Here is a 13,404-nt window from a genome sequence, read left to right on the forward strand (position 1 = left end):
TGTCAATTATCCATTGTCAATTGTCCATTGTCCATCGCCTGGAGGGGTGTCAGGCTGACGGGACCGAGGAGTCCGCTCTCCATCGGCTGCCAGTGGGCGTAGGTGCCCTTCTTGTAGTTGATGGTGGCGACGTTGATGTCCTTGAACTTGCGCCAGGGCACTTGGCGTCGGTCCATCTCGGCGATGCGGTTTGCAGGCAGATTGGTGACCTCCACCTCGAGCACGTTCTCGCCGGGCTTCAGATAGCGTCCCACGAGGCAGCTGTAGGGCAATGCCCAGAGGGTGGCGACCTCCTGTCCGTTGATGCGCACCCGTGCACTCTCGCGCACATCGCCCAGGGAGAGCAGCCACTCGTCCGCCTCCGCCGACAGACGGAAGCGGTAGGTGTAGCATGCCGTGCCCATGGTGTTGGCGACGTTCTCGCCGGGCAGGTCGGTCCAGGAGCCCAGCGTCACGTATGCCGGCACGCCGCTCACGGCAGGGTTGCTCTCCACGAAGCGGAAGTCCCACTCGGCGCCGAAGGGGAGGGGCTCCGCTGCCTTCTTATAGGTAGGATAGGCGGCAGCCTCGACCTGCTGCGAGGTGAATGTCTGCAGGAAGGTCGACTCGCCAGATGCGAGCTGGAGGTAGACTTCCGTCTGTCCGTCCCTGATGCGCAGGGGCGCCTTGCCCCAGGTGCCGTCCATGGGGTTGTAGCGCACCACCGACGTGGCAGGCACCGTCAGGGGGACCCATCCGTCGGTGTCACGCCCCGTCAGGGCGGAGAGGAAGTAGAGGTAGCCGTCGTCGTGGGCGCGGCGGAGGTAGTTCAGACCGAAGTCGGTGTGCAGGCGTTCGGCAGGGACGTGTGCCTGTGCCAGGGTGGCTGCATAGTCGGTGCCGAAGAGGATGTGCGGATGCGCTTTGCCCGTCAGGTCCTGCAGCACGGTGCGGAACTCCTTCCTGCGTTCGTCCAGCCTGCCCCATCCGGGCACGTCCTCGGGATATTGGTCGAGGAAGATGATGGTTGCCCCGGCATCGGCGAGCGCGAGGAGCTTCCGCAGGACCTCCGTCGGCATGAGCTTCGCACCGGGAACGACCAACGCCTTGTAGGCGGTGCCGCCGGGCGTCAGGAGGGCGCCATCCCGGCAGACGGTCTGCTCGACGAAGCGGTCGGAGATGTAGTCCACGTCGTAGCCTGCCGCGCGTATCTTGTTGACCGCCTCGATGAAGCGGGGAGCACGGCGGTCCATCTTGTGGATGTCGAACATCAGCAGGCGTCCGTCCTGCTCCTGCCACATGTCATAGAGCGGCAGGTAGAGCAGGAAGTCGTTGTCCGGTCTGCCCTGCTGCAGGAGGCTCTGGCAACGGGTGATGTAGGTGAAGAACGCCGGAGCGTCGCGCCAGATGGAGTTCGTCGGGCTCATGTCGACCGACGCATAGAACTTCCATCCGGGCCAGGGGTCGTCCTGCGGCGAATAGGTGGTGCCGTGGAAGTAGACGTGGTTCACGCCGGAGAGGAACATCAGGTCGAGGTCGAGCTTGCACTGCGAGAGCGACGTACGGAAGTGCTCCGTGAGCCAGGTGAAGGTCTCCGACGAGGTGTAGGGCTTGCCCGTGAGGTGTGCTGCCGACGAGGCGTACTTCAGCATGGAGATGTCGGAGAAGTTGGGGCGTGTGAGGGAGTCCTTGCGCAGCCCCCTGATGCCGAAGTCCGTCAAGCCGAAGCCCTCGCACTCCGGCACGTCGACGGCGGCATAGAGGTCAATCAGATTGCCGGGCGAACCGTGTGCCTGGTTGCGTGTGGAGGAGTTGTGGCTGTGCGCCCATGCCGTCCAGCGGCGGGTGAAGTTCTCCAGCAGCAGGTCGGAGAGTGTCTCGCGGTAGTCGGAGACGATGCGTGCGGTGGCGTCGGTGCGTTCCTCCGACAGGAACTCGGGCAGGTGTTCCTCCAGCTTGTAGCCGCGGCGTTCGTAGAACTTGTCGAAGAGCCCCTGCGTCCAGTCCGCCTTGTAGACTTCGTAGGAGTCGTTGAAGACGTTGTGCGGGAAGGCGGTTCCGGCGAACGCTTCGTCAAACTGTGCCAGGTAGCCGTCCACGGCGTGCGCCGAAAAGTGGTCGAGCACGTATCCCTCCCCTCCGGGAGCTGCCCGCTTCACCTTCTGCCGGGTCTTCCCGCAGAAGGCGGCTATCAGCCTCCATTCGCCCTCCGGTGCGTCCCAGGTGAGGGTTCCCTGACGGACGTTGGCAGTCAGGTCGAGGCATTTTCCGCCGTCCGCGAATGCCATCAGGCGTTCCAGCACGGCGTAAGGCTTCTGCTTGGCATCGTCCACACCGACGGGCATCTGCACATGCTTGCCTCCTCGCACCCTGTATTCGGAGACGACGAGCTGACACGCCGCATCCTGCATGGACACTTCCGGTCCGCCGAAGGGCCAGCCTGTCCCGTTGTTCATGTCGACCTGCATGCCCAGTTCCTTCGCCAGCGTCAGGGTATAATCGTACATCCGCATCCATGCGGGAGAGAGATAGGGACGCTCGTTGCGCTCGTTTCCCTGTACGCCGTAGATGGGCGTAATCTCGACCGTCCCGATGCCGGCACGGGCATACTCCCTCAGGTTGTAAGCCAGGTTGACCGAGTCGACGGCGCTTCCCATCCACCACCAGCGGGTGCCGGGCTTCATCTCGGACGACACGGCGGGCCATCCCGGCTGCTGTGCCCACAGCGGTCCGGCGCAGCAGATGCACAGTCCCGCGGCGAGCACATGTCTCATTGCAATTCGTTTCATAGTCTTGTTTTGTTTATGGATTCAGCTTCCGCAAAGTCCGGAACGGCAGCGGGGCATCCTCCCCGGCAGTCAGGGGTCTGGCGGAAGGTTAAGTCATTGTTTTTCATAATTCCCGGGGTCCCCTTTGCGGCTCGTCCGCCTTTGCGGAGATAAAAGTAATCCAAATCGCGCAAAGACTGCCATTTGCAAGAGATTTTCTTAATGTATTCGGTGCTGGAAAAGCCCCTTTTGCAATATATTCCATCTGAACGAACGATTTTCCATGTTGTATATGAACGGATTCCTCTACTTTCGTCAGCGAACTTTAACAACGTAGACAGCCATGATTAACTACAATTTTTTCCAAGGAGACACTCACTCCGTCAGTGTGGCGCCCGACTTCACCACCTTCCGGAGGAACTACATCAAGGATAATGTAGACAAAGGTGAATGGAAAACAGTCCAGACAAGCCCTGCCCGACGGTCCGGCGACGTATCCGGACTGAAAGTAAGCATGGTCGAACAGCAGAGAGTCAGTCCACAGGCATCCGGCTCCGGACAGGAGCTGCCCGCCTCCTACACCATCAGTCCGACCGAAGAAACCGGCAGCGACTACCTCCTGGTCTATATCACCACAGGCTCGGGAAGGCTTTTTCTTAATAATTGTGAACGGGGAGGGGTAAAAATCAAGAATGGCATGCTCTGCTGGCTGTCTCCGAAATACTGGTACGCCCTCAAGCCGGATGCCGAGGCGGGATGGACCGTCTGTTACCTCGCGTGCCGGGGGACGATGCTCGACCAGTTCATCCGCCGCTCGATGCTGGACGGCAAGAACAACATCCTGGAGCTGGGCATGAACGAAGAGCTCATCCACCTGTTCAAGCGTGCCCGGGAGGTAAAGGACTCCGAGGAGAGCTTCGCGCAGACCTACCTGACCGGCATCGTGCTGCACATGGTGGGACTCATCCTGGCACAGGCACAGCCTCCCTGCGACGAGCCTCGCGAGAACGAACAGAAGATGGAACAAGCCGTCCTGCTGATGAAGGAGAATGTCATGAACGACATCGACATAAACCAGCTGGCAGTCTCGTTGGGATTCAGCTATTCTTGGTTCCGGAAGCTCTTCAAGGACTACAGCGGCATGTCTCCGGCGAAGTTCTTCCTGGAGCTGAAATTAAAAAAGATAAAAGAATTGCTCATTTCCACCGACATGCCCATCAAGGAACTGTTATATTCACTAAATTGCAGCACGCTTGAGAACTTCTATACCACGTTCAAAAAACACACCGGCTACACCCCCTCCGAGTACCGGAAGCGGATGGCAGCCGACCACACAAACACGACCGATGAAAAACCCTAAAACAAACATACGTTTCAACCCGATTATGAAAGCTATTATTGCAGCCTGCATGGCTATCCTTTCCCTCCCCGCCTTCGGAGAGGACAAATTTCCCGATGGTACTCCAATCCCCGAATGGTTCCGCCAGAGTGAACCTACGGCAGTAGAAACGCTCGGCAAGCAGTTCGTCATCACGGATTATGGCGTGACCAACGACAGCACCGTCCTGCAGACGGAACAGATACAGGCGGTCATCGACCGTGCCGCCGAAGAGGGTGGCGTCGTCGTCATCCCCAAGGGAACCTTCCTGAGCGGTTCGCTGTTCTTCAAGCCCAAGACCCACCTCCATCTGCAGGAGGGAGCCGTATTGAAGGGCAGCGACGACATCAGCAACTTCCGCATCGTCGACACCCGCATCGAGGGACAGTCACTGAAGTATTTCGCCGCCCTGGTCAACGCCGACCATGTGGACGGCTTCACTATCACCGGCAAAGGCACCATCAACGGCAACGGACTGCGTTACTGGAAATCGTTCTGGCTGCGCCGTGCCGTCATCCCCAAATGCACGAACATGGACGAGCTGCGTCCGCGCCTGGTCTACATCTCCAACAGCAATGATGTGGAGCTCTCCGGCGTGCGGCTGATCAACTCCCCCTTCTGGACAACCCATCTCTACCGCTGCCAGCGCGTGAAGCTGCTCGGTCTGCACATCTTCGCACCGTCTGCCCCCGTCAAGGCTCCCAGCTCGGATGCCGTCGATGTGGACGTGTGCCGCGACGTGCTGATGAAGCACTGCTACTTCTCGGTCAACGACGATGCCATCGCCCTCAAGGGTGGCAAAGGTCCGTGGGCGGACCAGGACCCGAACAACGGGGAGAACCGGAACATCATCATCGAGGACTGCACCTATGGCTTCGCACACAGCGCCCTGACCTGCGGCAGCGAGTCCATACACAACTACAACATTGTCCTCCGCCGCTGCACGGTGACGGGACTCTCCCGCCTGCTGTGGCTGAAGATGCGCCCCGACACGCCGCAACACTATGAGTACATCCTCGTGGAGGACATTACCGGCGATGCCAAGAGCTTCCTCGTCGTGAAGCCGTGGACCCAGTTCTTCGACCTGAAGGGACGGACCGACAAGCCGGTGTCGCACGCCAACAACGTCACGATGCGCAACATCCGGCTGGAGTGCAACACGTTCTTCGACGTGAAGGCGTCCGAGCAGTACAACCTCGACCATTTCACCTTCGAGAACCTGCAAATCAAGGCAAAGAACCCCGCGTGCGACAAGAGCATCATCCCGAACTTCACCTGGAAGGACGTCACCGTCACCGGCAAGTGAGCGGAAGCGACGATGCTGACAATCCCCTTATGTCAAGAACCCATTACCTCAGACACGATATGAAAACACACTGTTACCTTTACGCCCTCGCCCTGTGCTGCCTCTCTCCCCTGACAGTACAGGCGGAAGGGAGTCTGACGGCTCCCGTCGCCGGAGTGTACGCTCCGCAAGCAGAGAACAATATATATAAGGTATACGCCCAACGGTTCGCCGACTCGGAGATGAAACGTTTCCCCGAAGCCTGGCAGCTCGACCACGGCAAGCGCCTCTTCTTCGGCTATGCGCAGGGAGTGGGCTGCTGTGCCATGCTCGACATGTGGCGGGCAACCGGCGAACGCCGCTACTTCGACTACGTGGAGCAGTGGGCGGACTCGCTCATCAACGACAAGGGGGAAATCCACCTCTACAACATGAGCGACTACAACCTGGACTTCATCAACTCCGGCAAGGTGCTCTTCGCACTCTACAAGGAGACCGGCAAGGAGAAATACAAGCAGGCAATGGACGTGCTCATCAGGCAACTCTCCCGCCATCCGCGTACCACCGACGGTGGTTTCTGGCACAAGCTGGTCTATCAGCACCAGATGTGGCTCGACGGCATCTACATGGCTTCGCCCTTCATGGCGGAATACGGAGCGACCTTCAACCAGCCGCAATGGATTGACGAGGCAGTCCGCCAGATACGTGTCTGCCACAAGCACACCTTCGATGCCCGCACGGGACTGTACTATCATGCGTGGGACGAGAGCAAGAACCAACGTTGGGCAAACTCCGTCACCGGACAGTCGCCCAACTTCTGGGGACGCAGCATCGGCTGGTGGTTCATGGCGCTGGTCGACGTGCTCGACTTCGTGCCTGCCGACCATGAGGGACGTGCCGACCTCATCGCCTACGTGCAGAGTCTCGCCGCCTCCCTCCCCTACTATCAGGACAAGGACGGACTGTGGTATCAGGTCATCGACCAGCCGGAGCGCGAAGGCAACTTCCCCGAAGCGTCGGTCACCACCCAGTGCATGTATGCCATCGCCAAGGCGGTCAACAAGGGATACATCGACCCCAAGTACCGCGCCGTGGCAGAGAAGGCCTTCAACGGACTGAAAGAGAAACTCCTCCGTGAGAACCCCGACGGCACCCTCACGCTGACCCGCTGCTGTCAGGTGGGCGGCTTGGGCGGACGCCCCTATCGGGACGGAAGTTACGGATATTATATAGGTGAAAAGATTCGCGATAACGACGCCAAAGCAACAGGCCCCTACATCATGGGGTGCCTGGAGCTTGGGCAAACAGACTGAAATGTAACTTGAATGCTAACTGATGCTCCCCGTCGGTCCTGCGGAAACAACGGAACACCGCGGGGAGCTCATACAACGACCAACCAAACATCATGTTCAACAAGAAAACACTCGCACTGCTCTGCCTGGCGTTCCTGCTGCTGGCAGGCAACTCATGGGCACAACCGCTCAAACAGAAGGAAGTATTGGAAACCCTGACCAAGGTCAACGGCTACTTCATGAAGAAGTATGCCGACTACCGCCTGCCCTCGTTCTACAAGAAGATGCGCCCCAGCAACATCTGGACCCGCACGGTGTACTACGAAGGCTTGCTCTCGCTCTATTCCATCTATCCCCTCGACGAGTACTATGACTATGCCTACGGCTGGGCAGACTTCCACGAATGGGGCTTCCACCGTGGGACGACGACCCGCCATGCGGACAACTACAGCCCGGGACAGATTTACCTGGACCTCTACCGCCTCTGCCCGAACGATGCGGAAAAGATACGCAAGACACGCGCCAACATCAACATGCTGGTCAACACGCCCCAGGTGAACGAATGGTGGTGGATTGACGCCATCCAGATGGGTGCCCCCATCTTCGCCAAGCTGGGACGGCTCACCGGCGAACAGAAGTACTTCGACAAGATGTGGGCGATGTATGCCTACACCCGCAACGAGCACGGAGGCAACGGCATGTTCAACCCCAAGGACGGACTGTGGTGGCGCGACCAGGACTTCGACCCACCCTACAAGGAACCGAACGGGGAAGACTGCTATTGGAGCCGCGGCAACGGATGGGTCTACGTGGCACTGACCCGCATCATGGATGAGATTCCTGCCGACGAGAAGCACCGCGCCGACTATCTTGCCGACTTCCTCACCATGAGCGAAGCGCTGAAGAAGTGCCAGCGCGAGGACGGTTTCTGGAACGTCAGCCTGCACGACCCCGACCACTTCGGCGGCAAGGAACTGACGGGTACCTCCCTCTTCGTCTGCGGCATGGCCTGGGGCATCAATCAGGGACTGCTCGACCGCGCCGAGTACCTCCCCATCGTGGAGAAAGCCTGGAACGCCATGGTCAAGGATGCCGTGCACAAGAACGGATTCCTGGGCTACGTACAGGGCACCGGCAAAGAGCCGAAAGACGGACAACCCGTGACCTACGACAGCGTACCCGACTTTGAGGACTTCGGCACCGGCTGCTTCCTGCTCGCCGGCAGTGAGGTCTACAAACTGGCGGGAGAATAATCATCCCCCTGCCTGCAAACAAGAAACCTCGTTAACTGTTATACAATGAAAAGACTGATTTATTCCCTGGTAGCCTTGGCACTGGCAGCCTGCCACCCGACGACGGAGCAGGAAGCCATCGACCGTGAAGCCTTGGTGACCCGCAACAATCCCGTGTTGGCAGCAGCCGATACGCTCGCCTCCCTCTCGGTGGGCAACGGCGAGTTCGCCTTCACTGCCGACGTGACCGGACTGCAGACCTTTCCGGAGAGTTACAAGAACGGCGTGCCCCTCGGCACCCAGAGTCAATGGGGATGGCACAGCTTTGCCAACCCCGAAAACTACAAGCCCGCAGATGCCCTGAAGGAGTATGACTTCGGACGCGGACACAAGGAGTTGTACTCCTGCCAGTTCAAAGAACCGGGACGACAGAAGTCCGCCTCCGACTGGCTGCGCAAGAACCCGCACCGCCTGCACCTGGGCATCATCGGACTGGAAGTGCCCGATGCCTCCCTCGCCGACGTGACCGCCATCGACCAGAAGCTGGACATGTGGAACGGCGAAATCAGCAGCCGCTTCACCCTCGGCGGACAGACCTATGACGTGAAGACCGTCTGCCATCCGGAACGCGACCTCGTAGCTGCCACGGTGACCTCGCCGGCACACACCGGCATCAAGTTGCACTTCCCCTACCCCACAGGCGGACACTGCGACGATGCCTGCAACTGGGATGCGAACGACAAGCACCGGACGGAGATTGTCCGTCAGGATGCCCAGCATGCCTTGCTCAAACGGACTCTCGACGCCACGACCTACTACGTCAACCTGACGTGGGAAGGACAGGCAGAACTGAAAGAGAAAGAACCCAACTACTTCGTGCTCCAACCGGCAGACGACCAACTGGCATTCGCCTGTGAGTTTACCGCCCAGGAACCTGCCGCCGACGGAGCCGCCCTCCCCTCGTTCGCTGAGAGCGAGGCTGCCGCAGGCAACCACTGGCAGAACTTCTGGAAGAAGGGAGCAGCCGTCGACTTCAGCCACTGCACCGACCCGCGTGCCAAGGAGCTGGAGCGCCGCGTGGTGCTGAGCCAATACCTGCTCGCCATCCAGAGTGCAGGCAGCATGCCTCCGCAGGAAACAGGACTGACCTACAACTCCTGGTTCGGCAAGTTCCACCTGGAGATGATCTGGTGGCATGAGTCCTGGCTCGCCTTGTGGGGACACCCCGAACTGCTGGAACGCACCCTCGCATGGTATGACAAGGCTGAACCGAAGGCACGGGAGATTGCCGCCCGTCAGGGTTTCGACGGCGTACGCTGGATGAAGATGACCGACCCCAGCGGCGAAGAGGCACCGTCGAATGTCGGCTCGTTCCTCATCTGGCAACAGCCGCACTACATCTATCTCGCCGAACTGGCTTACCGCGCCAACCCGACCGACAGCACGCTGGCACGCTACGCCCGTCTGGTGGACGAGACCGCGAAGTTCATGTATTCCTTTGCTACCTACGAACCGGAGAAAGACCGCTACGTGCTGAAGGGTGCCATCCCTGCACAGGAGACCCTGCGTGCCGCCGAGACGGTGAACCCGCCGTTTGAGCTGTCCTACTGGCACTATGCCCTGCAGACGGCACAACAGTGGCGCGAACGTCAGGGACAGGAACGCAACGCCCAATGGGACGAACTGCTTGCCAAGCTCTCCCCGCTGGCTTACAATGCCGACAGCCTCTACCTGGCTGCCGAAACTGCCACCGACACGTACAAGGACATCCGCTTCACCTCCGACCACATGGCCGTCCTTGGCTCGGTGGGCATCCTGCCGATGAACAAGCTCATCCGTGCCGACTACATGCGCAACACCCTGCACTGGATCTGGGACAACTGGAACTGGAACAAGACATGGGGCTGGGACTACCCGATGACTGCCATGAACGCCGCCCGCCTCGGTGAACCGGAGAAAGCGGTGGGCGCCCTGCTGATGGACAAGCGCACCAACACCTACCTGCCCAACGGACACAACTACCAGGACGGACGTCTGCGCTGCTACCTGCCGGGCAACGGCGGTCTGCTGACGGCTGTCGCCCTGATGTGCGCCGGCTGGGACGAATGCACCGAACAGAACCCCGGCTTCCCGAAAGACGGAACCTGGGATGTGCGGTGGGAAGGCTTGAAGCCGATGCCGTAAGACTTGAGTAAAACAGGCGGACTTTTGTCCGCCTTTATCCGTTAATTATATACACATGAATCTGCAACAACCTATCACTTTTGTCTGTACGCTCTGCGCCGCTCTGTCGCTCTCCGCACAGCCGGCAAGCAAGAAAGCGACACTCGAAGGACGGGACTACACCGAATCGACCTCCTACAACGATGCCTATCGGGGGACGCCCCGGCGGCTGCAATATGTGCCGGACGGGGAAGACTTCGTCTGCGTCAACGGAAAGAACCGCTACACCCGTGCCCTCTATGGCAGCCATACCACCTACCGGGTGGAGACCAGCGACCGCCCCGTCTTTGCTATCTACAACAAGCCCAAGAGCTGGAACATTGCCTTCCGCCTGTCGGGCGACGGACGGGAGGGGCTTGCCCTGGACTCCACCGCCTACTGCGAGGCACGCTATACGCCCGGACGACGCAGCTACGTGCTTGCCGACCCGGCATGGGGCACGGACAGCCTCCGTGTCTCCGTCCTTCCGCTTCCGGACAGCGAAGAGGCCATCTGGCGCTTTGAAGGTCCGCAGGACTGCCGCTTCGAGGGACGACTCGCTCCCATCCGTGCCAAACGGCTCAGCCGCAACGGCGACATGGGTGCCGACCCAGCCGACAGCTTCGAGGCTTCCCTGACACAGCCTGCCACAACCACGGCTTTCACCACCGACAAAACAGGCATCGCCTACGTGCTCTACACTGACGGGAAGCTACGCCGCCTCTCCACGGCACGCGGACGGAAGCTCTACCAACAGGCGGAAGCTGCACGCGAGGCATTGGTATCCCGCTTCCGCATCGAGACGCCCGACCCCTTCATCAACACCCTGGGCGGTGCACTCGTGGCAGCTGCCGACGGCATCTGGGACGGTCAGGTCTGGCTGCACGGTGCCAACGGATGGCGGATGCCCCTGAGCGGATGGCGGGCTGCCTATACGGGCGACTGCCTGGGATGGTCCGACCGCGCCCGCACACACTTCGACAACTATGCCGCCTCGCAGGTCACTGACGTCCCGCCACGCTATGCCCACCCCACGCAGGACAGCACGATGCACCTGGCACGCGCTGCAAAGAAGTGGGGCACGCAGATGTACAGCAACGGCTATATCTGCCGCAACCCGAGACGGAACAACCAGATGCACCATTACGACATGAACCTCTGCTACATGGACGAGCTGTTGTGGCACCTCTGCTGGACGGGCGACCTGGACTATGCCCGACGGATGTGGCCCGTCATCACGGCTCACCTGGCATGGGAGAAGCGCAACTTCGATCCCGACGACGACGCACTCTACGACGCGTACTGCTGCATCTGGGCGAGCGATGCGCTCTATTACAACAGTGGGGCGGTGACACATTCCAGTGCCTATAACTACCGCGCCAACCGGCTGGCAGCCCTCATTGCCGGGAAAATCGGAGAAGACGGCAGCCGCTATGCCCGCGAGGCGGAACGCATCAAGGAGGCTCTGCACCAACGGCTGTGGATGAACGACAAGGGCTGCTGGGCAGAGTTCCAGGACTTCATGGGCAAACGCCGCCTGCACACCGCGCCCGGCATCTGGACGGTCTATCATGCCATCGACTCGGACGTGAGCGACCTCTTCGACTATTACCAGGCAGCCGACTACGTCAGCCGGGAGATTCCCCGCATCCCCGTCCGGGGTGCCGGACTGTCGGACGAGGGCTACTACACCATCGCAACCACCAACTGGATGCCCTACTCGTGGAGCATCAACAACGTGGCGTTCGCCGAGGTGTGGCACATGTGTCTGGCTTACTGGCAGGCAGGACGTCCGGAAGAGGCGTTCCGTCTGTTCAAGGGCTCGGTGCTCGACGGCATGTACCTGGGCAACAGTCCGGGCAACTTCGGACAAATCAGCTTCTACGATGCAGCCCGCGGCGAGTGTTACCGTGACTTCGGCGACCCCGTCGGTGTAGCATCGAGAGTACTGACGCAGGGACTGTTCGGCATCCAACCCGACTTGCTCAACCACCGGGTGACGCTCCGTCCGGGTTTCCCTGCCGCATGGGACTATGCCCGCCTGCATGCCCCCTACCTGGACTTCGACTTCCGTCGGGAGGGAGACACCGACCACTACAGCCTCACACCGCGCTTCGGGCAGGAGGCAACCTTCCGCCTCATCCTCCCGGCACGCAGGGAGCGTATCGCACAGGTCACCGTCAACGGAGAGCCTGTGAAAGCCACTCCGGTGGAGAGCATCGACTTCCCCTGCATCGGCATCGACTGTCCGTCGGCTGACGCGCTTCATGTGGAGATTGTCTGGGCGGGAGAAGCCATCAACGAGGCAAAGGCACATTCCGCCCAACAGCCGCTGCGGGGCACGAACGACGCCGGGATGCGCTTCGTCTGCCTGCAACAGGGCGACATGCAGTGGTGGAAACCGCTCCGCAACGAACAGCCTTCCGCTCCGGTCTTTTACGGGACGGACCTCCCGGTCTATGCCGACGCCGTCTACCGTCCGGTGCCGATGGACGAGGCATGGAATGCGTCCGTGACGGACATCTTCCGCGAACAATACCTCAGTCCGCGTTCCCCCTACACCACGCTGCAAATCCCGGTACAGGGCATCGGCGAGTGGTGCCACCCGAAAGAGACTGCCGACATCGACGACAGCGGACTGCGCCGGTTGTCGAAGGACAGCATCTTCACCACGCCGCAAGGCATCCCCTTCCGCACGCCTGCCACGGGACAGAACATTGCCTTCACCTCGTTGTGGAACAATTATCCGGACTCCCTCTCCATCCCCCTGGAAGGAAAGGCTGACGGCATCTACCTGCTGCTCGCCGGAAGCACCAACCACATGCAGTGCCGCATCGAGAACGGCAGCATCACGGTGCGGTATGCCGACGGCAGCACGTCGCGTCTGCCGCTCGTCAACCCGGACAACTGGGCACCCATCGAGCAGGACTTCTATTTCGACGGACTGGCATTCACCAACGATACGCCCCGCCCCTACCGGGTTGCCTTGGCTTCGGGGCTTGTCAGCCGCAACCTGGAGCGTGACCTGCACCTGAAAGGGTTCAATGACCGCCGCATCCCCGGCGGAGCAGCCACCCTCCTCTACCTTCCGCTTGACAAGCAGAAGACCCTGCGCAGCCTCACGCTGGAGACAGTCTCCAATGAGGTAGTCATCGGACTGATGGGCGCCACGCTGGTGGAGTAGGCACATCGGTATACTGAAACAGGAAAGCACGGAGTGACCCGCCTTTGGATTCGAAAAGGCATCACCCCGTGCTTTCTTTTTTTG

Annotated in this window: 7 protein-coding genes; 6 read left to right on the top strand and 1 reads right to left on the bottom strand. The window is 60.4% G+C overall.

The window, feature by feature from the left end:
• Positions 1-2: 2 nt before the first annotated feature.
• Positions 3-2,768, bottom strand: coding sequence for a glycosyl hydrolase (locus M3087_RS01100; protein WP_249093110.1), 2,766 nt, complete (start codon positions 2,766-2,768; stop codon positions 3-5).
• Positions 2,769-3,090: 322 nt separating this feature from the next.
• Between M3087_RS01100 and M3087_RS01105 the strand changes: the two genes are divergently transcribed.
• The 6 genes from M3087_RS01105 (at position 3,091) to M3087_RS01130 (ending at position 13,320) form a co-directional block, all read left to right on the top strand.
• Complete coding sequence (locus M3087_RS01105) at positions 3,091-4,107, top strand: AraC family transcriptional regulator (RefSeq protein WP_249093112.1); 1,017 nt, start codon at positions 3,091-3,093, stop codon at positions 4,105-4,107.
• Between the two features lie 25 nt (positions 4,108-4,132).
• Positions 4,133-5,431, top strand: a complete 1,299-nt coding sequence (locus M3087_RS01110; protein WP_249093114.1) for a glycoside hydrolase family 28 protein — start codon at positions 4,133-4,135, stop codon at positions 5,429-5,431.
• 59 nt (positions 5,432-5,490) lie between these two features.
• Positions 5,491-6,723, top strand: coding sequence for a glycoside hydrolase family 105 protein (locus M3087_RS01115; RefSeq protein WP_249093115.1), 1,233 nt, complete (start codon positions 5,491-5,493; stop codon positions 6,721-6,723).
• A gap of 92 nt (positions 6,724-6,815) precedes the next feature.
• Positions 6,816-7,955 carry a glycoside hydrolase family 88 protein gene (locus M3087_RS01120; RefSeq protein WP_022384240.1) on the top strand — a complete coding sequence of 380 codons (1,140 nt, stop codon included), beginning with the start codon at positions 6,816-6,818 and terminating at the stop codon, positions 7,953-7,955.
• Between the two features lie 45 nt (positions 7,956-8,000).
• The gene (locus M3087_RS01125; RefSeq protein ID WP_249093117.1) at positions 8,001-10,118 is read left to right on the top strand and encodes a hypothetical protein; all 2,118 of its coding nucleotides are present in this window, start codon (positions 8,001-8,003) and stop codon (positions 10,116-10,118) included.
• 55 nt (positions 10,119-10,173) lie between these two features.
• The gene (locus tag M3087_RS01130) at positions 10,174-13,320 is read left to right on the top strand and encodes a DUF4450 domain-containing protein (protein ID WP_249093120.1); all 3,147 of its coding nucleotides are present in this window, start codon (positions 10,174-10,176) and stop codon (positions 13,318-13,320) included.
• Positions 13,321-13,404: the final 84 nt, after the last annotated feature.

The organism is Mediterranea sp. ET5 (assembly GCF_023337025.1).
In the GTDB taxonomy this organism is placed as follows: domain Bacteria; phylum Bacteroidota; class Bacteroidia; order Bacteroidales; family Bacteroidaceae; genus Phocaeicola_A.